19 protein-coding genes are annotated in these 22,882 nt (G+C 59.4%); 11 read left to right on the forward strand and 8 right to left on the reverse strand.

The genetic code is table 11. The features are described from left to right. The first annotated feature begins 2 nt into the window (after nucleotides 1-2). The 8 genes from OZ656_RS05035 to OZ656_RS05070 all read left to right on the forward strand — a co-directional run bounded on the left by OZ656_RS05035 (nucleotide 3) and on the right by OZ656_RS05070 (nucleotide 8,851). Complete coding sequence (locus OZ656_RS05035; protein WP_379945028.1) at nucleotides 3-1,067, forward strand: phosphotransferase family protein; 1,065 nt, start codon at nucleotides 3-5, stop codon at nucleotides 1,065-1,067. Further along, complete coding sequence (locus OZ656_RS05040; RefSeq protein ID WP_379945029.1) at nucleotides 1,067-1,756, forward strand: histidine phosphatase family protein; 690 nt, start codon at nucleotides 1,067-1,069, stop codon at nucleotides 1,754-1,756. The genes OZ656_RS05035 and OZ656_RS05040 overlap by 1 nt, the downstream gene beginning before the upstream one ends. Before the next feature lie 14 nt (nucleotides 1,757-1,770). Further along, a complete protein-coding gene (locus tag OZ656_RS05045) occupies nucleotides 1,771-2,541 on the forward strand; it encodes an SDR family oxidoreductase (protein ID WP_278350014.1) in 771 nt (256 codons plus the stop codon). Between the two features lie 201 nt (nucleotides 2,542-2,742). Continuing rightward, on the forward strand, nucleotides 2,743-3,012 hold the full coding sequence (locus tag OZ656_RS05050; RefSeq protein ID WP_278350013.1) for a ComEA family DNA-binding protein: 270 nt from the start codon (nucleotides 2,743-2,745) through the stop codon (nucleotides 3,010-3,012). A 224-nt stretch (nucleotides 3,013-3,236) separates the two neighbouring features. Then, nucleotides 3,237-4,154, forward strand: coding sequence for an ABC transporter ATP-binding protein (locus tag OZ656_RS05055; RefSeq protein WP_278350012.1), 918 nt, complete (start codon nucleotides 3,237-3,239; stop codon nucleotides 4,152-4,154). Further along, entirely contained in the window at nucleotides 4,147-7,020 is a 2,874-nt protein-coding gene (locus tag OZ656_RS05060) for a Gldg family protein (RefSeq protein ID WP_278350011.1), read from the forward strand. Before OZ656_RS05055 ends, OZ656_RS05060 begins: the two co-directional genes overlap by 8 nt. After that, on the forward strand, nucleotides 7,020-7,643 hold the full coding sequence (locus OZ656_RS05065; protein WP_278350010.1) for a DUF4340 domain-containing protein: 624 nt from the start codon (nucleotides 7,020-7,022) through the stop codon (nucleotides 7,641-7,643). Before OZ656_RS05060 ends, OZ656_RS05065 begins: the two co-directional genes overlap by 1 nt. A gap of 830 nt (nucleotides 7,644-8,473) precedes the next feature. Further along, nucleotides 8,474-8,851, forward strand: a complete 378-nt coding sequence (locus tag OZ656_RS05070; RefSeq protein ID WP_379945030.1) for a hypothetical protein — start codon at nucleotides 8,474-8,476, stop codon at nucleotides 8,849-8,851. Between the two features lie 85 nt (nucleotides 8,852-8,936). On the opposite strand, the gene dacB is transcribed toward OZ656_RS05070, so the two are convergent. Then, nucleotides 8,937-10,508, reverse strand: a complete 1,572-nt coding sequence (gene dacB / locus OZ656_RS05075; RefSeq protein WP_379945031.1) for a D-alanyl-D-alanine carboxypeptidase/D-alanyl-D-alanine-endopeptidase — start codon at nucleotides 10,506-10,508, stop codon at nucleotides 8,937-8,939. Between the two features lie 249 nt (nucleotides 10,509-10,757). On the opposite strand from dacB, the gene OZ656_RS05080 reads away from it, so the two are divergent. Continuing rightward, nucleotides 10,758-11,525, forward strand: coding sequence for a glutathione S-transferase N-terminal domain-containing protein (locus tag OZ656_RS05080; protein ID WP_278349960.1), 768 nt, complete (start codon nucleotides 10,758-10,760; stop codon nucleotides 11,523-11,525). Between the two features lie 86 nt (nucleotides 11,526-11,611). Continuing rightward, the gene (locus OZ656_RS05085) at nucleotides 11,612-12,025 is read left to right on the forward strand and encodes a GFA family protein (RefSeq protein ID WP_278349959.1); all 414 of its coding nucleotides are present in this window, start codon (nucleotides 11,612-11,614) and stop codon (nucleotides 12,023-12,025) included. Nucleotides 12,026-12,028: 3 nt separating this feature from the next. On the opposite strand, the gene OZ656_RS05090 is transcribed toward OZ656_RS05085, so the two are convergent. Continuing rightward, nucleotides 12,029-13,156, reverse strand: a complete 1,128-nt coding sequence (locus tag OZ656_RS05090; protein WP_278349958.1) for a PQQ-dependent sugar dehydrogenase — start codon at nucleotides 13,154-13,156, stop codon at nucleotides 12,029-12,031. A 213-nt stretch (nucleotides 13,157-13,369) separates the two neighbouring features. Between OZ656_RS05090 and OZ656_RS05095 the strand changes: the two genes are divergently transcribed. After that, nucleotides 13,370-15,547: a TonB-dependent siderophore receptor gene (locus OZ656_RS05095; RefSeq protein WP_199451877.1), complete on the forward strand. Its 2,178-nt coding sequence runs from the start codon at nucleotides 13,370-13,372 to the stop codon at nucleotides 15,545-15,547. A 178-nt stretch (nucleotides 15,548-15,725) separates the two neighbouring features. Here OZ656_RS05095 and OZ656_RS05100 read toward each other — a convergent pair whose 3' ends face one another. The 6 genes from OZ656_RS05100 to OZ656_RS05125 all read right to left on the reverse strand — a co-directional run bounded on the left by OZ656_RS05100 (nucleotide 15,726) and on the right by OZ656_RS05125 (nucleotide 22,589). Next, a complete protein-coding gene (locus OZ656_RS05100; RefSeq protein ID WP_023007958.1) occupies nucleotides 15,726-16,487 on the reverse strand; it encodes a (2Fe-2S)-binding protein in 762 nt (253 codons plus the stop codon). Next, nucleotides 16,474-18,507 carry a Fe(3+)-hydroxamate ABC transporter permease FhuB gene (fhuB, locus tag OZ656_RS05105; RefSeq protein WP_278349957.1) on the reverse strand — a complete coding sequence of 678 codons (2,034 nt, stop codon included), beginning with the start codon at nucleotides 18,505-18,507 and terminating at the stop codon, nucleotides 16,474-16,476. Before fhuB ends, OZ656_RS05100 begins: the two co-directional genes overlap by 14 nt. Beyond that, nucleotides 18,494-19,423 (reverse strand): ABC transporter substrate-binding protein, encoded by a 930-nt coding sequence (locus OZ656_RS05110; protein WP_199451875.1) that lies wholly within the window; start codon nucleotides 19,421-19,423, stop codon nucleotides 18,494-18,496. Before OZ656_RS05110 ends, fhuB begins: the two co-directional genes overlap by 14 nt. Then, a complete protein-coding gene (locus OZ656_RS05115) occupies nucleotides 19,413-20,186 on the reverse strand; it encodes an ABC transporter ATP-binding protein (RefSeq protein ID WP_278349956.1) in 774 nt (257 codons plus the stop codon). The genes OZ656_RS05110 and OZ656_RS05115 overlap by 11 nt, the downstream gene beginning before the upstream one ends. Nucleotides 20,187-20,269: 83 nt before the next feature. Continuing rightward, the gene (locus OZ656_RS05120) at nucleotides 20,270-22,057 is read right to left on the reverse strand and encodes an ABC transporter ATP-binding protein (RefSeq protein WP_278349955.1); all 1,788 of its coding nucleotides are present in this window, start codon (nucleotides 22,055-22,057) and stop codon (nucleotides 20,270-20,272) included. 79 nt (nucleotides 22,058-22,136) lie between these two features. Continuing rightward, nucleotides 22,137-22,589, reverse strand: a complete 453-nt coding sequence (locus OZ656_RS05125) for a YaiI/YqxD family protein (protein WP_011785656.1) — start codon at nucleotides 22,587-22,589, stop codon at nucleotides 22,137-22,139. Between the last annotated feature and the right edge of the window lie 293 nt (nucleotides 22,590-22,882).

The following is a 22,882-nucleotide window of genomic DNA, read 5'->3' on the forward strand; positions in this document are numbered from 1 at the left end:
GAATGACACAGATCGACCAGGCCGTAGACATCCGCGAAGGCGAAGAGCTGGATATCAGCGCCGTCGACCGGTTCATGAAGCAGGCCATTCCGGGCCTGGAAGGCCAGCCGAGCATCAAGCAGTACCCGGGCGGTGCGTCCAACCTGACCTATCAGGTGGATTACGGCGACCAGTCCTACGTGCTGCGCCGGCCGCCGTTCGGCAAGATTGCCAAGTCTGCCCACGACATGCTGCGGGAAGCTCGCGTGATGGAGGCCTTGAAGCCGGCGTATCCCTACGTGCCCAATATTGTCGCCATCTGCGACGATCACAGCGTTCTGGGCTGTGACTTCTACGTGATGGAACGGCTCAAGGGCATCATTCTGCGCCAGGATTTCCCCAAGGATTTCGAGCTGAGCGCTGAAGACACTCGCAAGCTGTGCCTGAACGTGATCGATAAGCTGGTGGATCTGCATACAGTGGACGCCAAGGCCGCTGGTCTGGATAAGCTGGGCAAGGGCTCGGGTTACGTTCAGCGGCAGATTGGTGGCTGGAGCGACCGCTTCCGCAAGGCCCGTACCGACGATGTCGGTGACTTCGAAGAAGTCATGGCCTGGCTGAACGATAAGATGCCGGATGACATCGCTCAGGTGGTTATTCACAACGACTACCGTTTCGATAATGTGGTGCTGAACCCGGACAACCCGTTTGAAGTGATTGGCGTGCTGGACTGGGAAATGGCCACCATTGGTGATCCGCTGATGGACCTGGGCAACAGTCTGGCCTATTGGATCGAAGCCGACGACGAAGGCCCGTTCCAGATGCTGCGGCGCCAGCCCACGCACCGGCCGGGTATGCTGACTCGTAAAGAAGTGGTGGACTACTACATGGAGAAATCCGGCTTCCGGGCGGAAAAGTTCGACTTTTATGAAATTTACGGGCTGTTCCGCCTGGCGGTGATCATCCAGCAAATCTACTACCGCTTTTATCACGGCCAGACCAAAGACAAACGCTTCGCCGCCTTTGGCCACGCCGCCAACTATCTGGAGAAACGGTGCCAGCGCCTGATTAGCGAGAGCACCCTGTAATGGCCACGATTTATCTGGTGCGCCACGGCCAGGCCAGTTTCGGCAAGGAAAACTACGACCAGCTCTCGCCGCGAGGCTGGGAGCAGGGCAGGATTCTGGGCCGCTGGCTGGCGGGCAAGGTGGAGCCGGGTGCTGTTTTTGGCGGTAACCTGCAGCGCCATCGGGAAACTGTGGAGGCGATCACTACCGGTTACGGTGTCAGCCTGCCGGATATGCAGGTGCTGGAAGGCCTGAACGAGTTTGATCATCTGGAAGTGGTGGAGCGCCTGCGTCCGGAATGGGCGGATAAACAGGTGATGGCGCGGGACCTCGCCAGCTTTCCCAAACCTGCTAGAGCCTTCCAGCAGGCTTTCGAGAAGGCAGTGACCCGCTGGGTGAGTGGCGAGTTCGACCAGGAATACAGCGAAACCTGGAACGGATTCCGGCAGCGGGTTGGCCATGCACTGGATCAGCTGATTGAACTGGCCGATGGTGCCGATGTGATTGTGTCCACCTCTGGCGGCCCCATTGCGGTCATTGCCCAGCGCCTGCTGGAACTGTCAGACCACAAGGCGCTGGAGATGAACAACGTGATTGCCAACACCAGCGTGTCCCGCATTCTGTATTCCGGCCCCCGGCGCAGCCTGGCCGTATTCAACAACTATAGCCACCTGGAAGCGGAAGACCCCGCCCTGGTGACATTCCGATAAGCTGAGGGAATTCCATGAGCAACAAAAACCTGTTCGACCTGACTGGCAAAGTCGCCCTGGTAACCGGCGCCAGCCGCGGTATCGGCGAGAGTATCGCCCGTACGCTGGCTCATTACGGTGCTCACGTGATTGTTAGTAGCCGCAAGATTGACGGTTGTGAGGCCGTGGCCAACAGCATCCGTGAAGACGGCGGCAGCGCCGAAGCCTTCGCCTGCCACATCGGCGAGATGGACCAGATTGAAGCGGTGTGGGAGCACATCGCGAAAGTGCACGGCAAACTGGATATCCTGGTCAACAACGCCGCGGCTAACCCGTATTTTGGCCCGGTTGAAGACACCGATCTGGGTGCTTTCCACAAAACCGTGGATGTGAACATTCGCGGCTATTTCTTCATGTGTGCCCGTGGCGCCCAGCTGATGAAGAAAAACGGCGGCGGTTCCATTGTGAACGTGGCGTCGGTTAACGGCGTAAACCCTGGCCACTTCCAGGGCATCTACTCGGTGACCAAGGCGGCGGTGATTTCCATGACCAAGTCCTTCGCCATGGAGCTGGGCCAGCAGAATGTGCGGGTGAATGCCTTGTTGCCGGGCCTGACCGATACCAAGTTCGCCAGCGCCCTGACCACCAATGAGGCCATCAAGAAGCAGGCCATGGCCCACATCCCGATGAAGCGTGTGGCGGATCCCGATGAAATGGCGGGTACCGTGCTCTATCTGGTATCCAATGCCTCAAGCTACACTACCGGAGCATGCATTAATGCGGATGGTGGTTACCTGACGGTCTAACAACAGGCTGATACACAAAAGGGCCGGATGATGCGGAGTCAGCCGGCCCTTTTTCGTTGGTATCGCAATCGGTTTCTAACTACAGGTGAGCGCTGCGAAATCTCCGTTCAGCTCACTGGCCCTGGCCAGCAGGTGACCCTGATGCCGGGTGTCTCCAGCCTGCAACCCAATCCCTTTTCCAACATCAGGAAACCACCCATCATGAAACATACCCCAATTATCGCTACCCTGGTTCTGCTGTTCAGCCTGCTGTCCGGCTTCAGTCACGCTCAGGAAGCGGCCATCAACATCAACACCGCCGACGTCAGCACCCTCGCCAGCCTGCAAGGTATCGGTGAGGGCAAAGCCCAGGCCATCGTCGAGTACCGTGAAGCCAACGGTCCGTTTGCCTCTACTGCCGATCTGGCCCAGGTCAAAGGCATTGGTGAACGCACCGTGGAGAAAAATGCCGAGCGCCTGACCGTCGAGTAAGCCCCCTCCGGCAGCGGCGCCCGCCGCTGCCGGAAACTCTCCCCACCCGCCGACGCTGTCTTTGCCGCGCCACCAGAATTCCTTACCTTTTTTTAATTTTTGTCTACATATCAGCATCTTGAAGCTGATTTGCGGCGCCCCTACGTTCTGGATCAGGCACCCCAAAGTGTCCAAAAAATAACTGTTTCGGAGAAGAAAAAGTACAGCCAGAACGGAGTACTCCCATGATCCACGTGGAAAACCTGACGCGCCGGTACGGCGACTTCACGGCGGTGGATAACGTGTCGTTTTCCATCGGCTCCGGCGAGGTGGTGGGGCTGCTCGGCCACAATGGCGCCGGCAAGACCACCATCATGAAGATGCTGACCGGGTATCTGGAGCCGACCGAGGGCCGCATCCGGGTCGACAACCTGAGCATTGGCCCGGACACCCGAAAGATCCAGTCCCGGATCGGCTACCTGCCGGAAAACTGCCCGGTGTGGCCGGAAATGACGGTCATCGATTTTCTGCACTATCAGGCCGCCCTGCACGGCATCCCCAAAGCCGACCGCAACCGGGCCATCGCCCGCGCCATCTCCCGCACCGACCTCAAAGCCAAGGCCACCAGTGACATCCAGACCCTGTCACGGGGTTATCGGCAGCGCGTTGGCGTGGCCCAGGCCATCCTCCACGAGCCGGACATCGTGATTCTGGACGAGCCCACCAACGGCCTCGACCCGACCCAGATTCACCAGATGCGGGCGCTGATCCGCGAGCTGTCGAAAACCGCCACCGTCATCGTCTCCACCCACATCCTCCAGGAAGTACAGGCGGTGTGCGAGCGGGTGCTGATCATGCGTGCCGGCCGGCTGGTGATCGACAAGCGGCTGGACGAGCTGCGCGAGAGCGACCGGGTGCGCCTGGTCACCGGCGCCAACGCCACTCCGGTCCTGAATGAGGTCGATCAGCTCGATCAGGTGGAACCGCTGGCAGACGGTGCGGGACAGCGTTACGAGTACCGTTTCAAGGCCCGTGAGGAGGTGCTGCCGACCCTGGCCAGCAAACTGGTGGCGGCCAACATTCCGATTCTCGCGCTGGCCCCGGAACACCGGGATCTGGAACGGGTGTTTGCCGAAGTAAACGGGGAGGTGGACCATGGCTGACCTGATGAACGTGGCCCGCAAGGAGTTTCGCGGGTTTTTCGCATCACCGGCGGCGTACCTGTTCATGGCTTTGTTCGTGGCCGCCTGTCTGTTCGTGTTTTTCTGGGGCGAAGCCTTCTTTGCCCGCAATGTGGCGGACCTGGAACCGCTGTTTGACTGGTTGCCGCTGCTGCTGATCTTCCTGATTGCGGCGCTGACCATGCGCAGCTGGTCGGAGGAACGGCGTTCCGGCACCCTGGAAAGCCTGCTGACCTCGCCCGTCAGCCTCTGGCAGCTGGTACTGGGCAAATTTGTCGCCGCCTTTGGCCTGCTGTGTCTGGCCCTGGCGCTGACCCTGCCGCTGCCGATCACCGTGTCGCTGCTGGGGCCGCTGGACACCGGCCCGGTCATTGGCGGTTATCTGGCCACTCTGTTCCTGGGCGCCGCGTACATCGCCATCGGCCTGTTCACCAGCAGCCGCACCGACAACCCGATCGTGGCGCTGATGGTCACCGTGCTGATCTGCAGCCTGTTTTACCTGATCGGCTCCGGCCTGCTGACCGGTCTGGCCGGCTACCGGCTCGGGCAGTTCCTGGAGCTGTTCGGCACCGGCAGCCGCTTCGACGCCATCACCCGGGGCGTGCTGGACCTTCGGGACATCTACTATTACCTGTCGCTGACCGGCGTGTTCCTGGTGCTTAACGTGTACACCCTGGAGAAGCTGCGCTGGACCGGCAACCCCAGCTCTACGACACACCGGCGCTGGACCGCCGTCACCGCCCTGGCCGTCGTCAACCTGCTGGCCGCCAATCTGTGGCTGCATCCGCTCAAAGCGATCCGGCTGGACCTCACCGAAAACCAGCTCTACACCCTGTCGGAAGCCACCACCGAGCAACTGACGACCCTGCAGGAGCCGTTGCAGATCCGGGGCTACTTCTCCGAGAAGACGCACCCGCTGCTGGCGCCGCTGGTGCCGCGCCTGCAAAGCCTGCTTGAGGAGTACCAGGTGCACGGCGGTACCCAGGTGATGGTTGAGTTCATCGACCCGACCCGCAATAAAGAGGCGGAAGAAACCGCCGCCCGCCGTTATGGCGTCCAGCCGGTGCCGTTCCAGACCGCCAGCCGGTACGAGTCGTCCATCGTCAACTCCTACTTCGATCTGGTCATCGCCTACGGCGACGACCATGAAAAACTCGGCTTCCGGGATCTGATCGAGGTAAAAACCGGGGGCGAAGGCGATCTGCAGGTGGCGCTCAAGAACCCCGAGTATGAAATCACCAGCGCCATCAACCGGCTTACCCGCAGCTACCGCAGCGATGGCGATGCCTTTGCCGCCATCCGTGAGCCGGTGGTACTGAACGCCTGGGTGTCTGACGGCTCCCGGTTGCCGGAAGAACTGAAGACCTTCCGCGCCGACCTCGCGACCGTCATCGACAACCTGGAACAGCAGTCCCAGGGCCGCTTCAGCGCCCGCATTCAGGACCCGGACGCCGGTGACGGTGCCCTGGCCGAGCAGCTGTATCAGGACTACGGTTTCAGCCCGATGCTGGCCAGCCTGCTGGAGCCCGAGCCGTTCTGGTTCCACCTGATGCTGGAGAGCGGTGACAACCGGGTGCAGGTGCCGCTGCCGGCCACGCTGGACGAGGCCGGCCTGCAACAGGCCATCGACGACGCCCTGAAACGGCTGATCCCCGGCGCCCTGAAAACCATCGCCCTGGTGGCGCCCGGTGCGAGCCACTACCGCGGCTCCGACTACCGGGAGCTGGTGGCCAGTCTGGAGCAGAACGCCCGGGTTGAGCGCACCGATCTGACCGACGGCAGGGTGCCGGCCGGCACCGATCTGCTGCTGGTGATGAACCCGAAAGCGCTGGACGACAAGGCCGTGTTCGCCATCGACCAGTTCCTGATGCGCGGCGGCCAGGTCATCCTCGCGGCCTCGCCCTATGAGATCTCGCTCAACCAAAGCCTCTCGGCCCGTAAGGAGGCCACCGGGCTGGAAGACTGGCTCGCCCACCACGGCGTGACCCTGGAATCGGCGCTGATTCTGGACCCGCTCAGCGCCGCGCTGCCGGTACCGACCACCCGGGTCGTGGGCGGCCTGACGTTCCGTGAAATCCAGATGCTGCCCTACCCGTTCTTCGCCGACCTGCGCGCCGAGCAACTGAACCGGGAGCATCCGGTCACCGCCGGCTTGCAGCAAATGATCGTCAGTTGGCCCTCGCCGCTGCGGCTGGATGAGGAAAAAACCGCCGAATTGACGGTCACCCGGCTGATGACCACCTCCGAGCGCAGCTGGACCGACGGTGGCACAAATATCCTGCCGGACTTCGAGAACTATCCGGCCCAGGGCTTTGCCAGCCCCGCCGAGCGGGAAGCGCAGCTGGTCGCGGTCGCCCTGAACGGCCAGTTCCAGTCCTGGTTCGCCGATCGGGATTCGCCGCTGCTCGCGCGGCCGGATACCACCGGAGAAGGCGCAGCCGACGATGCCGCCGAGGAAGCCGGCGACACCGGCGCCGCCGTGGCCTCGACGGTGATCCGCAAGTCCCCGGAGTCGGCCCGTCTGGTGGTGGTCAGCAGCGGCTCCTTCGCCTCCGACACCATGCTCGATCTGATCACCCAAAGCCTGGGCACGGTGTACACCGAGCCGGTGACCTTCATCCAGAACGCGGTTGACTGGTCGCTGGAAGACCCGGCCCTGCTGGCGCTGCGCGGTCAGTCCCGCTACGCCCGCACGCTGGAGCCGATGACCCGCCAGCAGCAACGGGGCTGGGAGTACGCCAATTACGGCCTGGCCCTGCTGGGACTGATCCTGATCTGGCTCTGGCGTAAACAGGTACGCGCCGGCGACCAGCGCCGGTACCGGAAAATCCTTGCGGAGGTATCCTGATGAACCGGACGATCAAACTGCTCTCTGTTGTGCTGGTGGTGCAAATCGCGCTGGCCGTCGTGGTCTGGGGCACCCGGTCGTCGACCACCGTGGCCAGCCACGAAGCCCTGATCCCCGAGGCCAAAAAGGCCACCGAAATCGTTCTGGAAGATCCGGAGGAAGGCCAGCTGACTCTGCGTCAGAAAGACGGCGAATGGTTCCTCGAGGACGACACCAAAGCCGATAGCAACCGGGTCAAGCGGCTGCTGGACACGTTGTCCGAGTTGACTGAGAGCTTCCCGGTGGCACGTTCTGACGACGCCCGGAACCGGTTCAAAGTGGCCGAGGACGAGTTCCGGCGCAAAGTCACCCTGCGCCGGGGCGAGGACGCCCTTGCCACGCTGCTGGTCGGCTCCTCCCCCGCCATGGGCGAAAGCCACATTCGCCTGGCCGACGCCGACGCCATTTACCGGGCGGAGCTGCCGGTGTATGAGCTGCCACCGGATCGCTCCAGCTGGCAGGCTCCGGAGCCGGAGCCCGAACCGGAACAGCAGGCCGGGCCAGAATCGGCCCCCGAACCCGAGCAAGAAACCTCGGCCACCGCTCCAGAAGCGGAACAGGATGGCGGCTCGGACAACGCCTGAACCCAAACAGGGCGCCCTAAGGAGGCTGTGTAAAAACACGATTTACATAGCTTCTGAGCAGGCCCGCAAAATGCCTCGGACATCGTCCGGGGCATTTTTGTTTGCCCGGCGAAGCCGGCAAACCCGGCCATCTGAAAGAAGATGGCGTCACCCCGACTGAGGGGAAGACAATCCGACTGGCAAGGGCGTCACTGGCCAACGGTGGGGTCTGAAGGAAGCCATAGGAAGTTAACGGTACACAACGCAAGTGAACCTGCTTCGGCAGCTCAGGTGGGTTAGCGTGCAAAATAGCGCGACGCCCGATACTCAGTCAGACCTGAGCTGTGTTTGAGGGTGGCATCGTTAACAGGGAGCCGGTGCAGTAACCGGGGAAGCCTGACACCGAATCCGGCGATGCCGGAGGCTATGGCGCAAGGTGAAAGCCGAGGCCGCAGTCGGTGCGAGGTGGCAGATGAAGCCGTAGTAGTGAGGAAGTTCCGGCCTGAGAAGCCTGGTAACAGCGTGGAGGACAAAACCGGAATGACCGCTGGCGGAGGTTCAGCGGACCGGTCAGGGCCAAAAGCTCTGGTCGGATGCGAAGGGCGGAAGTCATTAACGAGAGTGACGGACGACGAGCGAACAGGTGGACGCTGCGTTCACAAGCTGCCCGACGGGGCAGGGAAGTGCACCGGGGTGCTGCGGGAACGCAGTGGCTCTGGTGTTCTCCGAACAAGGGAGTAGAGCGATACCGTGGCGGCAGATTGCCAGAGCGCTAGTACCCGGACGGATCGCCTGAAACAGACCGGCAGCCAGACCGATCCTCGAAGCCGTCACCACAGAGATGAGCAGGCATGAGGAAATACTACAGTCTGTACGGGCAATTGCTGTCAAAACAGCGCCTGTATGAAGCCTTCAGACACATCAAGCGCAACAAGGGCGCGGCCGGAATCGATGGGCAGAGCCTGAGTGCGTTTGAGGCGAATCTGGAGGTGGAGCTGTCGTGCCTCCAGCTCAAGCAGTGGAAAAAGCCGAGTCGGCTGCATCGGAGGCTGAAACAGCTGGGTTACCAACCCCCGTTCCGGCATATCAAGATGCAAAGCTGGCGCAATGCAGCATCTCCACTGGCCAGTCTGGCCCTGCCCAACACCTACCTGCACAATGACCTGAAGCTGATGGATCTTGCGAAGGTCAAAACCGGCATCACTGTCCCCGAGTTCGGGGTGAGTTAATGGCATGAGCCGTATACGTGGCCCGTATGTACGGTTCTGTGAGAGGGATGAGGCGGTAACGCCTCACCCTACTCGCTATACTGGCTTATTGAATAGAAGATGCCGGATTTTCATCGGCGGATTGGGATAGGGTCATCCCCACCGGTGGCCGGAAATGCAGAGAATAAAGCACACGATCCAGAACCGCCTGGCCGTTCCATGCAGGGTCGTTGTTCACCATGCCGACAATGGCCCAGGTGGTGTTGTTATCGTCCCGGGTGAACCCGGCGATTGAGCGAACATTCTCCAGATAACCGGTCTTGATTCGGCCTTCGCCATCCATGCCGGTGTTGCGAAGCCGGCGCGCCATGGTTCCGTCCATGGCGATGATGGGCATGGAGGCCATCAGGTCAGAGGCGTAGGGGCTGTCCCAGGCCTGTTGTAGTATCTGGGCGCCTTGCCTGGCCGTGATGCGACCGTGGCGGGTTAGCCCGGCGCCATTGTCAATCACCATACCAGCGGTATTGATACCCGTATTTTCCAGCCATTCGTACACTGTGCGGATACCGGCTACCCGGTCGTCTTTGTCATCTTCCTTGCGGAACTCGGCGCCAATGGTCAGCAGCATCTGGCGGGCCATAACGTTGCTGCTCCATTTGTTGATGTCTCGCACCATGGAAACCAGATCTGGTGAGGTGGTGCGCATGACCAGCCGTGCATCTTCCGGAGTGCTCTCAAAGCGGTCGCCACCGCTGACAATAATGCCCATGTCCGACAGCACAGAGCGAATCACGGAAGCGGAGTACCGTTCGTGCGGTAGCGGAGACAGGTAGGTGGTGCTGCGGCAGCCTTGCGGTAACTGCCCGGTTACCCGAACCGTTACCTGATGGTTTTCATGAAATACCGGCTCCCAGTCAAAGCGGCTACGAGCAGGGCAGGGACCTTCCGGTAATGCGGTTACCCGGTTATCAATGGAGACTTCGCCCAGATCCGGGGTTGTCCAGGCCTGTGTTCCACGCTCATCGGCGCGTACCTGAAAATGCAGCAGATTCAGGTTGGTAAGATAGCCGGAGGGTTCCACCAGAAAGGGCGCGTGGGGGTTATCGCCGTTATCCTCAAACGTCGGGAAACCGCCGTCGACGCGGAAATAGCTGCCATCAAGCACCAGGTCGCCTTCAATACGGTTAATGCCCATGCTCTTGAGTTCACGCAGGGTGCTCCAGAGCCGTTCCAGAGTCAGTTTGGGATCGCCGCCGAAGCGTACGTAGAGGTTTCCTTCAAGGCTGTCGCCCACCATCATGCCGTCTGTGAGGAAATCGGTCTTCCAGTGGTGGGTAGGGCCCAGGAGTTCCAGGGCGGCATAGGTGGTTACCAGCTTCATGATGGAGCCCGGGCTCATCAGTGTGTCAGCGTTTACATACTGCTCAATGCCGGGGCCGTTCAGGGGAATGGCGGCCACACTCAGGGCTTCATCGCTGTTCAGGGATTTGCTGGCATAACTTCGGATCTGGCTGGCCCAGTGACGGGAGCTGGCGAAGGCCTCTTCCGCAGAGGTCTGTTCTTGAGCGAAAGCCTGGCCGAGCGGGGCGCTGGCCAACGCGATGGCCAGCGCCACTGCTCCTGACGCATATCTGCCTGTGGCAAGGCCTTTGCCCGCCTGCAACCCCTGAGTATTCATGACCGGAACCCGTTGTTGTGTTCTCTTTGTACAATAGCCCATTCTGTGTGTATGTACTATGCAGAAAAGCTATACATGACGTTAAAAAATGGCAGTAGAGTCTTTGTTTATATTGAGTTTTTGTGACATCGAGTAAGTGGCCTGAAGAATCAGTGAGTTAGTATGACGCCAGCCCAGGGGCCAGCGGGCCAATGGGCACAGATTCTCCTGTGGGACAATGCAGAAAATGACGAAAACAAGGGAACGATCATGTTAAAAACGCTGAAGCATCAGGTGAATGTGCTGGAATCGGTTGCCACTTCTTCTTTTGCAGCCTGGCGCGGGTGCCTGGTTATCAAGGCTGTTCCGCAACCTGAGAAGCCGCTGGTTCTCTATGACATTGAAGCTTGTCCATACTGCCGACGTGTTCGTGAGGTGCTGACGGCATTGCATCTGGACGTTGAGATTCGACCCTGCCCGAAGGGTGGTCGGGTATTCCGCCCGGAAGCCGAGGCCCTGGGGGGCAAGCAGCAGTTTCCTCTGCTGCATGACCACAACACCGGCGAAGTGCTGTATGAATCCGAGGCGATTATCGAGTATCTGTTCCGCCAGTATGCGCATCGTTCCGTGCCTCGCTACTACCAGAGCCGTCCCTGGCAACCGGCGCTCGGTGCTGCGGGCTCCGGAGCCAGTGAACTCCGCGGAATGCGAGCGCGGCCAGCCCGGCGGCCTGAGCAGGGGCTTCACTTGTGGAGTTTCGAAGGCAGCCCGTTCTCGCGCCTGATTCGGGAAAAGCTGTGTGAATACGAGATTCCGTACACCTTGCATAATCTGGGCAAGGAACACTGGACCGAAGCAGGACCTGCCCGGCAGCGCATCAAACCCGGCCCCTATCGGCCAATCCCGGGCGGCAAGCGGGACGCGTTTTTCCAGCAACATGGCCGGGTTCAGGTGCCCTATCTGGAAGATCCCAATACCGGGGAGGGGCTGTTTGAATCGGCTCGCATTCTTGATTATCTGGAAAAAACCTACGGGTAACGCGTTTGCGGAACCGGGGCTGCTAATCCGGCCACCAGCCGGTATCATCTGCGCGATCAGTGAGCCTTCGCGGAGCCAGGAGTGTTATGTATACCGGCCAGTGTCTTTGTGGTGATATCCAGTTTGAATACGATGGCCCGATTGGGCCCATAGCGCTTTGCCATTGCAGCCAGTGCCGTCGTAATCATGGCAGTGCCTTTTCGGCCAGTGCGCCGGTTCAGGCTGTCCGGTTCCGGTTTACTGCCGGTAAAGACCGGATCACCGAATTTGAATCCAGGCCCGGTAAGTTTCGGGCCTTCTGTAGCCGTTGCGGAAGCCCGCTTTACAGCCGGGTCGACGCTATTCCTGGCATCCTCAGGCTGCGAATTGGCGTGATCAATGAGCCGCTGGGAAAAAAGGCGGCCCAGCATGTTTATGTGGGGTCGAAATCTGACTGGTTCGAGATCACCGATAACCTGCCACAGTTCGAGAAAACCGAAAGAACCAACGACCCGCACTGAGCCTTAATCCGCTGGCACCATCCGGTATACCTTGCCGTTGTCCGAGTCGGTCAGCAGCCAGAGTGCACCGTCCGGCCCCATGCGCACGTCGCGGATACGTTCACCCAGTTCGGTGAGCAGATCTTCCTCCTCGATGACTTTTTCTCCGTCCAGGGACAAGCGCACCAGTTTCTGAAGCTTCAGGGCGCCGACAAAAAGATCGCCCTGCCACTGCGGGAAAAGATCTCCGGTGTAGAACACCATGCCAGAGGGCGCAATGGATGGGTCCCAGTAATGCAGTGGTTCTGTGATGCCTTCCATCGTGGTACGACTGGAAATCGGCAGGCCCGAGTAGTCAATGCCGTAGGTGACCTTGGGCCAGCCATAGTTATTACCCGCGCGAAGGATGTTGACCTCATCGCCACCCCGGGGGCCATGTTCATGGCTCCAGATCTCACCGGTTTGTGGGTGCCGGGTCATACCCTGAATGTTGCGGTTGCCATAGGTGAAGAAAGACGCGTTGAAGCCGCTTCGATCGGCAAAGGGGTTGTCCTCTGCCGGCTCACCGCTGATGGTGATTCTGTGAACGCCACCGGCATCGTCTGCGGTATCCTGGGCACGATCCATTTCACCCCGGTCACCGACTGAGATGTATAGATTGCCGTCGCGATCAAACTGCATCCGGCCTGCGAAGTGCCGGCTGGTGTTTGAGCGGGGAAGAGCCTCGAAGATCACCTCGACATTTTGCAAAGAGTTGTCAGCCAGAGTTGCCCGGGCAACCCGTGTGGTCATGCCCTCGCGATTACGATGCGCGTAGCTAAGGAATAACAGCCGGTTAGCCTCGAAATCCGGATGCAGCAGTACATCCAGCAGACCACCCTGGCCCGAAACGACTAGCTCCGGCAGGCCTTTGACTGGTTCACTGCGAAGTTGCCCATCTTCCAGAATTCGCAAACGGCCTTCCCTTTCGGTAATCAGTGCAGATCCGTCGGGCAGGAAAGCGATGGCCCAGGGGTGTTCCAGCCCCGCGGCTACGGTTTCCAGATGAAAGTCTGCCTTTTCGGATTGAAAGGTCTGGTTTGCCTGTGTGGCCAGGGCTGCCGAGACCAGTAGGCTGGCCAGAGGCCACTTCCAGAATTTGCGCTTGAACATATCCGTCTCCGCCTCTCTGTTGTTCTTAGAGATCTTCAGCACCTGCAATAACCATAGCAGGTCGTGGTATTGCGGCCGATGCGAGCCTCTGGAGATATAGAGTTTCGCGATAATTTCGGATCATTTGCATTTGGTGTTTCAAATCTAAACCATTCGCATTAACATAGTGGGGTTTAAAAATGACGTGGTCTTAATCAACCAAGGAGCCGTTAGATGTCTCTGAATCCGGAGCCCCGATTTAGAAGAAAAACCCTGATCACTGCCATGATGTGTGCGACTCTGCCAGGACTGGCAGCAGCGCAGGGCAGCGAACCGAAGGCATTGGAAGCCCTGGATGTTACCGCAAGCCGTGGCCAGGTGGCCTCGGAAGCGACGGAGAGTTACATTAGCGGAGCCAGCACAACCTCCATGAAGATGGAGCTGTCACACCGGGAGGTCCCCCAGGCCGTCACGGTCATTACCCGCGAACAGATGGACGATTTCGCCCAGAACGACATTAACGATGTTCTGGAAGGCACCACCGGTGTCACCGTAGAGTCGGTGGAAACAGACCGCACGTATTACACCTCACGTGGTTTCGATATCAACAACTTCCAGTACGACGGTGTTGGCATGCCGGCGGTATATGACAACGTTCAGGGTGAGCTGGACACCGCTTTCTTTGATCGCGTGGAGGTGGTTCGGGGCGCCAACGGTTTGATGACCGGTTCCGGCAGCCCGGCCGCCACAGTCAACTTTATCCGCAAGCGCCCAACCGCTGACACCAATGCCTCGGTTGCGGTGACTGGTGGTTCCTGGGACAAAAAACGGATTGTCGGTGATGTTTCCGGTGCCGTGTCTGAATCCGGGGCGGTGCGCGGCCGTGTGGTTGCCGGTTATGAGGACAAAGGCTCCTACCTTGACCGGTATAACAACGAAAAGCAGATGTTCTATGGGGTGCTGGAAGCAGACCTGACCGATGCCACGTTGCTGACCCTTGGCCACGCCGTTCAGACGTCTGATACAGACAGTCCGTTGTGGGGTGCGCTGCCTTTGTTCTACTCCGATGGCTCAGCGACGGATTTTGCGCGTTCAACCAGCACGGCTTCAGACTGGTCCTACTGGGACAACACCCAGCACAACAGCTTTGTTGAATTGCGTCAGGAGCTTGCTGGTGGCTGGAGAGCCACGGGCACGGTGTTCCGGCTGGAGAATGAAAGTGAGTCCGAACTCTTTTATCAGTATGGTACTCCGGATCGCCAAACGGGTGAGGGACTTAAAGCCTACCCCAGTCAGTACGACCTGGATGTAGAGCAGTGGGTCGTGGATGCATACGCTACCGGCCCGTTCCAACTGGCTGATCGAACCCATGAGCTGGTTTTGGGGGCATCCTGGTCTCGTTCAGAGACGGTGGATGAGTCTCGCTATGGCCGCGGCATCGGGAATCCCTTGCCACCGCTCAATGAGTGGGATGGGAACTACCCCAAGCCTGCTTTTGATAATGGTGTCGGCGGCTCTGACTGGACCGACCGCGAAACGTCCACCTATGCTGCCGCTCGTTGGTCGCTGACCGATCAACTCACCGCCATTACAGGGCTCCGTCTGACCTGGCTGGATAACAAGGGCGAAAGTTACGGAGCGACCAAGGAAAGCAGCTACGATGCCGTGAAAACACCCTATGCAGGTCTGATCTACGACATCAATGACGATCATTCGGTCTACGCCAGCTATACCGAGATTTTCACTCCCCAGACTGAGGTGGACATCAATCGTGATCGACTGGATCCGATTGACGGGGTCAACTATGAGCTGGGCCTGAAAAGTGAGTTTCAGAACGACCGTGTGAACACCACTATTGCTTTGTTCCAGACTGAGCAGAAGAACGTAGCCGAGGCAGAAGGAGTGTTCTCCGGAACCAATGATTCTTATTACACCGCTGTGGATGGGTTGACCAGCCAAGGTGTGGAGGCCGAAATAGTGGGTGATCTCACCGACCGAATTCAGCTCTTCGCCGGTTATACCTATGTGGATATTGAGGACAAGGATGGTAAAGGGGCCAAGTCCTTCGTGCCAGAGCATCTAGCCCAGTTGCGCGCTACCTGGAAGGTGCCTGGGGTCGAAGGGTTGAAGCTTGGTGGCAAGGTACGCTGGCAGTCTGAGATTACCCAGGAACAGGGTGTTGCGACTACCGGCCCGAATGCCGGTGAGACCATCGTCACAGAGCAGGACAGCTATGCGGTGCTGGATCTGATGGCAAGCTATGATTTCGCCCGACACTGGAATGCAACCCTGAACGTAAACAACGTGACCGACGAGAAGTACATCGAGAGCCTGAAGAAATTTGGTGCCTCGGCCCAGGGTTTCTACGGTGAGCCGGCCAATGCCAGCCTGACCGTTTCCTGGGTGTATTAATCACAGGGTGGGGCAGTCGGCGCTGCGCTGGCTGCCCCGGTTTTTGTTGATCAAGCCTCAAGGAGAGTGAGCATGAATCCGGAACAGGAAATACTCGATGGATTGAAGCTGGCGGCAGGTTCAGGTGCCGTCATAGGATTGATTGCGTTGGGAGTGATACTGGTTTCGATGGTCGGAGCTAGCTGATCCGCTCTTTCCGATAGATCCCACATGTTCCGCAATAGCCGCCTCCGGGCAATAAATATTTGAGGCAGCACCCTTTGCGCTGAGGGATGGCACACCACTGTTGGCTGAATTCTGCCGGAATCCAGTCAATGTATCGGTTGGCCTCGCATTTGAACTGCGCCAGCCAGCTACCGGCCTGTTTACACAACTCTGCCGGATTAACCCGGTTCCACACCACCGAATAGGGCGCACCCAACGCCAGCCCGACACTGCTCCAGTAGGCCCCTGGACTAACCCCGAAATGCTGCCGGAACACACCGTACCAGTCTTGCATCTGCTCACTGAGAATTCTTATGAACGCCTCAGGCTCCAGGATCTCCTGTTCACTGGCCGCATATTGCCAGCGAGACGGGTCCGCTGGTGTTGATGTTGTCGGGCACAGGAAAACCCGCCGGGGATCGAGTGCAGCACTGCTGCCATCCCTGAACAGCCGGATCACCAATGGTCCGATAATCTGAAGTGCCAGGCTCTGGTGCAGGACAGAAAGCCGCGCCTTGCGGAGTCGCGGATGATCGGCATCCTGATAGTCCTTGAGGACCTGTTGTTGCAGAAGGTCTGGATTTGCCAGTAGCTGGGCCAGGGAGAACAACGCGGGTTGTTCGCGGTTGGCGGGTGTCAGTGCGCTGTCCATCAGAGTGGTAGCGTCAAGGCCGTGGCGGGCCAACAGATTGTGGTAATCCGTCAGCCATTGCGTTGCTGTCTCAGCCGCGACCATGACGGCTTAGCCCCCACAGGAAGTACAAGCCGCCGACCAGGGCGGCCAGCAGCCCCGCGGGTAGCTGATTGGGATACACCAGAACCCGGGCCAGGTAGTCGGCCAGTGAAAGCAGTAGGCCCCCTGCCAGGGCTGCGACCAGCATTTGCCGGCCCACGGTCTGTTGTCCCAGTACCCGGGCCAGGTGCGGGGCGATCAACCCGACGAAGCTTAATGGCCCGATCACTACAGTCGACGCCGCGGTCAGCACGGCAGCCAGCACCAGTAGAAGAAGTCGCGCCCGTGGCACCCGCAGTCCCAGGGCAGAGGCGGATGTTTCGCCCAGAGGCAGCAGTGTGAGCGGTCGCAGGGCAAGCAAGAGCAAGGTCGAAAGGCCTACCACCAGTGCCAGTAAACCGATGGCTTCGGATTCCGAGATCAGCCAGGTGGAGCCGTACATCCAGTTCAGCAGGCGTGCTGCAACGGTGCCGCCAGAGGCCATCACCAGTCTCAGGCCGGCATCCATGAAAACGTACAGTGCCAGGCCGCCAAGCAACAGCTGGTTGCCCGCAAACTGGTGCTTGCGGGCCAGCAACAGTAACAGGCCCAGAGCGCCGGCGGCACCCGCCGTGGCCGCCGCCAGTTGGCCAAGCCGGCCAATCTCAAGCCCTGTCAGGACCATAACCACCATCACCAACGCTGCACCGCCGCTGATGCCCAGCAGCTCCGGGCTGCCCATGGGGTTGCCGGTCATCCGCTGAATCAGGGTGCCGGCCATACCCAGAGCCATGCCCGCAAGGATAGCAGCCATCAATCTTGGGCCTCGCCATACCCAGGCGTCTGTCCACTGCGCCAACGGGGTCCAGTTCCAACCTTCAAGACCCGGAGACCAACTCATGGAAAGAATGATCGTCAGGGCTAACAGAGAGCACAGAGTTCCGGCAACCAACAGCGGGCTTCGGCGGCGCGGCAGAAAGCCCGCAGGTCCGTTGCCCTGGTCAGGCATATGGTGAGTGTTTCGGAACCCCTGAAGCGCCAGAAGGATAACCGGGCCGCCAATGAGAGCGGTGGTGGTACCGGTCGGCACCAGCGAGCCGCCATCCCAGGCAGTCGCCCATTGGGCCAGAGTATCCGCCAGTAACAGCAGGCCGCCACCAGCCAGTGTGCTCCAGAACAGCCGTTCGGTCAGTGTTCTGGCGCCCAGCAGTCTTGCCAATACTGGTGCTGCCAGGCCAACAAATGCGACAAGACCAACCCGGCTCACCACCACGGAGCTCATAAGCACCACCAGGAAAAGTGCAGCGGCGCGAAGTAACGACACCTTTGCTCCCAGCGAATCTGCTGAGGCCTGACCAAGCTGAAGCAGCTGTAGCGGGCGCATCAGGGCCAGCATGAGCGCGGCAATAACCAGCACCCGGGGAAGCAGATCAAAGAATGGGGTCCAGTTGTTCTGTACCAGAGATCCCGCGCCCCAGATAAACAGATTACCGAGCCACTCACCTTTCAGAAGCAGGAAGGCCATGTTGATGGCGCCGAGAAAAAAGGTCACCACCAGCCCGGCCAGAATCACGGTCACAGGTGAGAAGCCAAGCCGCCATGTGAGCACTATTACCAGGCCGATGGCGAGCAAGCCACCGGCTACTGCGGCAAGATCAGGGCTGAAAGCCAGCAAACCTGGTGCAAACAGGGTGGCAAAGGTAACACCGAACTGTCCTCCGGCTTCGACCCCGAGGGTAGTGGGTGAGGCCAATGGGTTGCCAAGTACCTGCTGGGTAACAGCTCCTGCCAATCCCAGTGCGCAGCCAATCAGTATCGCGATGGAGACCCTCGGTGCCCAGCTGAAGTGGGCCAGAACGGAGGCGTACTGATTGCCATCAAAGGTCAAGAAAGCGGCGAGAAGCTGTGAAAAGTGCAGTTGGTCGAACCAGGGTAAGGCGCTGGCGCTGAAAGCGGTAAGCCAGAGTAGCGCGACCGCAATCGGAAGCCTGGCGGGAATCGTCGGGCGACTGACAGTGTGGAGAACGGATTCAACGGCGGACATTGTCACTGCCCCCTTCAATCAGAGCGTTGGTCAGGGCAATGGCCAGGCGCTTCACCGGATAAACCCCACCAAAAGGCCAGGCAGCGGGAATCCGGTAGATCTCGTCGTTCTGTACCGGTGGCAGGTAGGTCCAGAAAGGACTGTTAGCCAGACTGTCAGCCAGGCCCGGAACCAGTGGCTCTATCACCACGATGCGGCTGTTTCGTGCATCTGCCACAGATTCAAGGCCTATGGCTGAAAACCCCCAGTAGTTGCCTGGATCTGACCAGGCATTGGTAAGCCCAAGGTTATCCAGGGCAGTCTGGAACAGACCGTTGGGGGCATAGATGCGGACATGGCGGTCATCCATAAAGTTCACCAGGGCAACCGGCTTGTCGGTGATGCCGGCTTGCTCCAGTCGTTTCCGCTGTTGGTTCAGGGTTTGTTCGATATCGGCCAGTACCCATTCGGCCCGGTCGATCCGGCCGGTGATTTCGCCCAGGGTTATCAGCATTTCCCGGGCCCTGTCGAATGGACGGGCGTCTTTTTTATACACGCTGATGACGTAGGTGGGCGCAATTCGCTCCAACAGTTCCGCCGCGGGAGCCATTTCGGTGCTGGTGACGATCAGGTCGGGTTTCAGTTCTGCAATTGCCTCCAGGCTGGGCGCGACCCTGGTGCCGACATTGGCGACGCCGTCAGGCAGTTCCGGCTCCTGAACCCACGTGTGGTAGCCAGCCTTGTCAGCCACGCCAACGGGGGTGATACCCAGTAATAGCAGTGTCTCGGTGGCGGCCCAGTTCAGTGCGATAATGCGTTCAGGGGGCTCTTCCAGGGTTAGTGTGCCGCCTTCGTGTTGCCAGGTCTGAGCCGTTCCCGCAATCGGCAGCAGAAGAAGCAGGGCGCCAAGCATCATGGCGTTCGAGTTAATGGACATAGGAAACCCATTGCCCCGGTGCCCGCTCCATCACGCCCATGGGAACGCTGTAGATGGACTCCAGAATCTGGCTGTCCATGATCTCCGCCGGCGTGCCATCGGCCACCACCTGGCCCGCTTTCAGGGCCACTAATCGGTCGCAGAAGCGGGAAGCCAGATCGACATCGTGCAGTACCACAATCACGGTCAATTCGCGCTGGCTGGCAAGTCGCTGCACAAGGCGCAACGTTTCCACCTGATGCTTTACATCCAGGGCGGAGATGGGTTCATCCAGCAGCAGGCAGCGTGTTTGCTGGGCCAGCAACATGGCAATCCAGGCGCGTTGGCGCTCGCCACCGGAGAGGGTATCGACAGAGCGGTGTTGAAAAGGTTTGAGGTCTGTGTCGGCAATCGCCTGATCAATCAGCGCGTAATCCGCATCGCTGTAGCGGCCAAGCGGGCCTCGCCAGGGGTAGCGGCCCAGCGCGATCAGTTCCCGGACGGTCAGGCCATCGGTGCCCGGCGGGTGCTGGGGCAGGTAGCCGACAATCCGGGCGAAAGCACGGGCCCCCAGCCTTTTGGCAACTTCACCTTCAAGCAGGACCTCACCGGTACTGGCTGGAATCTGCCTGGCTAGTGTCTTTAACAAAGTGGATTTGCCCGAGCCATTGTGGCCAAGTAGGGCGGTCACCTGGCCTTCGTTAAAGGCCAGGTTAATGTTATGAAGGATAGCCGTGCTACCAATGTGAACGGCGAGATCGCGGACATCAAAAAACGCGGACATTCAGATTCCCCTGTTTCTGTGGCTGGCAGGATAATCTAAATGCGAATACCTATCAATAATAAGTGGTAAACAGAATTACCTTGTCACGCCTGACCTGTTTGCACGCGCCACTGCGCGGCGTAGGCTCCGTTATTGCGTATCAGGCTGTCGTGATCGCCTTCCTCAACAATCCGGCCATTCTCGACCACGGCAATGGTGTCCGCATCCACAATGGTGGAAAGCCGGTGGGCAATCATAATGACGGTGCGGTTATGACCAATGCGCTTGAGTGAGCGCTGAATGGCGGCTTCGGTTTCGTTATCCACGGCGCTGGTTGCTTCGTCCAGAACCAGAATGGGTGGATTCTTCAGCAGCGCCCGGGCCAGGGACAGCCTTTGACGCTGGCCGCCGGACAGGCGAATGCCTCGTTCACCAACAGGAGTGTCCAGGCCTTCCGGTAGCGCCTCAATAAAGGACCAGGCCTCGGCAGTACGAGCGGCATCAATGATCTCTTCTTCGCTGGCATCGGGTTTGCCATAGGCAAGGTTGTCGCGGATGCTGCCCTCAAACAGGTAGACATCCTGGCTGACCAGGCCAATGGCATCGCGCAGGGACTTCAGGCTCACCCCACGAATGGGCTGGCCGTCAATCCGGATGTCTCCATGGGAGGGGTCGTAGAACCGCAATAACAGCTTGATCAATGTGGACTTGCCGGAGCCGGTCGCCCCCACCAACGCGAGGGTATTGCCTGCTGGAACGCTCAGGGTAATGTCCTGTATGCCTGCGCCGCTGCCGGCGTAACGGAAGCTCACCTGGTTGAATGAGACCTTTCCGCGAACGGGTTGTTCCAGGGACTTGCCGGCATCATCCCGGACGTTTACCGGTTCGGCGAGCAGATCGAGAATCCGTCGGGTACTGGCCATGGCCCGTTCAAACAGATCAATCACTTCCGCCAGGCCGGTCAGGGGCCAGAGCAGTCGCTGGGTGAGGAACACCAGCACCCCGTAAGCGCCCACGTTCAGGCTGCCTTCCAGCGCCATCATACCGCCAACGGTAAAGGTGGCCAGGAAGCCGGCCAGAATGGCCATTCGAATGACCGGAATGAATGCGGAGCTGATACGAATGGCGCGGCGGTTAGCATCAACATAGGCTTCGCTCGCGTCCTTCAGGCGTTTTGCTTCCCGCTGTTCGGCGGTGAAGCTCTTGATCGTGGCGATACCACCCAGATTGTTGGCCAGGCGGCTGGACAGGTCGCCCACTTTCTCCCTTACGTCTGCGTACAGCGGGCTGGCTTTGCGCTGGAAATAGAAGGCACCCCAGATGATCAGGGGAATAGGTGTGAACGCCAACAGGGCAATCAGTGGCGACAGCACAAAGAATACGGCACCCACAGCCACTACGGTAACCGCTACCTGAATCATGGCATTGGCGCCGCCATCCAGGAAACGCTCCAGCTGGTTTACATCGTCGTTCATGGTGGCTACCAATTGTCCGGAGCTGTTGGCCTCAAAGAAGCTCATGTCCAGACGCTGGGCGTGTTCGTAAGCGTCTTGTCGGAGATCGGACTGCAGTCGCTGGGCCAGGTTGCGCCAGAGAATCTGGAACAGGTACTCAAACAGCGACTCACCAGCCCAGATGAAGAAGGTGAGTACCGCCAGGATGGTGATCTGCTCCTGCGCAGTCTCAAAGCCCAGGCCGGCAACGAAGCTCTCTTCCTGGTTCACCACTACATCGATGGCGACGCCGATCAGTATTTCCGGGGCAATGTCGAAGAGCTTGTTGATGATGGAGCAGGTGGTGGCGGCGATGATCTGGCGCCGGTAACCACGCGCGTATCGAAGCAGGCGGCCGAGAGCGGCAAAGCTGCTGGTGTGCTGGGCGCGTGTGGTCATGTTCCGCTTCCTTCTGCTGTCTGGTTGTCAGAGGCGGGAAGGGTAGCGGATTCTTTCGTTTTTTAAAACAGAATCATTTTCACTTGCGGGCGTTTCTTTGCAGCCACCGGTCCAGTTGGTCGGCAAACTCTTTTCGATCTCCCTGGCTGAATGGGGCCGGCCCGCCGGTTACCTGGCCGGCGTTGCGCATTTCTTCCATGAAGTTGCGCATGGCAAGGCGCTGGCGGATGTTTTCTTTGGTGAAGGCCTGCCCACGGGGGTTGAAGACGTCGGCGCCTTTTTCGATGGCTTCGGCGGCCAGGGGAATGTCCTGGGTAATCACCAGATCGCCTTTGCTCATCTGGTCCATGATTTCGTTGTCTGCAACGTCGAAACCGTGGGGGACTTGCCGGCGGCTGATGTGTGGGCTTGGTGGCAGGCTGATGGCGTGGTTGGCGATGAAGGTGGTCTGGATTTGCCAGCGGGTAGCGGCACGGCAGAGGATTTCCCGGATGGGAACGGGGCAGGCATCGGCGTCGACCCAGATTGGCATTTCGGTTTTCCTTCGTTGGTTTGGCTGGTGGTCAGTTTAACCTTTCATGGGGTGAGCCTGTTAGTTTGGTTCCGCGTATTGGCTATTAGGCGGTAAGACATTGGGTGCCTGTGTCATTGGGGGCTACTTTCCAAAAACCGCTACGAGCACATCCATGTGCGCTTCTCTCAGGCCATCCATGGCCTTCGAAATTTTTGGAAAGTAGCCCCCAATGACACAGATCTGGCACTGGTGATACCGCCGCGATATGCGCGCTGACGGAGTCTTTGAGGAATCATTATGAAAGCGTTTGT

The sequence above is a fragment of the Marinobacter sp. LM1 genome, from assembly GCF_042763285.1.
GTDB classification, from domain to species: domain Bacteria; phylum Pseudomonadota; class Gammaproteobacteria; order Pseudomonadales; family Oleiphilaceae; genus Marinobacter; species Marinobacter nauticus.

What these genes read in the sequence shown, in the direction of transcription:
- OZ656_RS05085 (WP_278349959.1), top strand. Translation starts at nt 11,612, where the DNA reads ATGTATACCGGCCAGTGTCTTTGTGGTGATATCCAGTTTGAATACGAT.
- OZ656_RS05080 (WP_278349960.1), top strand. Translation starts at nt 10,758, where the DNA reads ATGTTAAAAACGCTGAAGCATCAGGTGAATGTGCTGGAATCGGTTGCC.
- OZ656_RS05050 (WP_278350013.1), top strand. Translation starts at nt 2,743, where the DNA reads ATGAAACATACCCCAATTATCGCTACCCTGGTTCTGCTGTTCAGCCTG.
- OZ656_RS05120 (WP_278349955.1), bottom strand. Translation starts at nt 22,057, where the DNA reads ATGACCACACGCGCCCAGCACACCAGCAGCTTTGCCGCTCTCGGCCGC.
- OZ656_RS05055 (WP_278350012.1), top strand. Translation starts at nt 3,237, where the DNA reads ATGATCCACGTGGAAAACCTGACGCGCCGGTACGGCGACTTCACGGCG.
- OZ656_RS05065 (WP_278350010.1), top strand. Translation starts at nt 7,020, where the DNA reads ATGAACCGGACGATCAAACTGCTCTCTGTTGTGCTGGTGGTGCAAATC.
- OZ656_RS05115 (WP_278349956.1), bottom strand. Translation starts at nt 20,186, where the DNA reads ATGTCCGCGTTTTTTGATGTCCGCGATCTCGCCGTTCACATTGGTAGC.
- OZ656_RS05100 (WP_023007958.1), bottom strand. Translation starts at nt 16,487, where the DNA reads ATGGTCGCGGCTGAGACAGCAACGCAATGGCTGACGGATTACCACAAT.
- OZ656_RS05060 (WP_278350011.1), top strand. Translation starts at nt 4,147, where the DNA reads ATGGCTGACCTGATGAACGTGGCCCGCAAGGAGTTTCGCGGGTTTTTC.
- OZ656_RS05040 (WP_379945029.1), top strand. Translation starts at nt 1,067, where the DNA reads ATGGCCACGATTTATCTGGTGCGCCACGGCCAGGCCAGTTTCGGCAAG.
- dacB (WP_379945031.1), bottom strand. Translation starts at nt 10,508, where the DNA reads ATGAATACTCAGGGGTTGCAGGCGGGCAAAGGCCTTGCCACAGGCAGA.
- OZ656_RS05035 (WP_379945028.1), top strand. Translation starts at nt 3, where the DNA reads ATGACACAGATCGACCAGGCCGTAGACATCCGCGAAGGCGAAGAGCTG.
- OZ656_RS05045 (WP_278350014.1), top strand. Translation starts at nt 1,771, where the DNA reads ATGAGCAACAAAAACCTGTTCGACCTGACTGGCAAAGTCGCCCTGGTA.
- OZ656_RS05110 (WP_199451875.1), bottom strand. Translation starts at nt 19,423, where the DNA reads ATGTCCATTAACTCGAACGCCATGATGCTTGGCGCCCTGCTTCTTCTG.
- fhuB (WP_278349957.1), bottom strand. Translation starts at nt 18,507, where the DNA reads ATGTCCGCCGTTGAATCCGTTCTCCACACTGTCAGTCGCCCGACGATT.
- OZ656_RS05125 (WP_011785656.1), bottom strand. Translation starts at nt 22,589, where the DNA reads ATGCCAATCTGGGTCGACGCCGATGCCTGCCCCGTTCCCATCCGGGAA.
- OZ656_RS05090 (WP_278349958.1), bottom strand. Translation starts at nt 13,156, where the DNA reads ATGTTCAAGCGCAAATTCTGGAAGTGGCCTCTGGCCAGCCTACTGGTC.
- OZ656_RS05070 (WP_379945030.1), top strand. Translation starts at nt 8,474, where the DNA reads ATGAGGAAATACTACAGTCTGTACGGGCAATTGCTGTCAAAACAGCGC.
- OZ656_RS05095 (WP_199451877.1), top strand. Translation starts at nt 13,370, where the DNA reads ATGTCTCTGAATCCGGAGCCCCGATTTAGAAGAAAAACCCTGATCACT.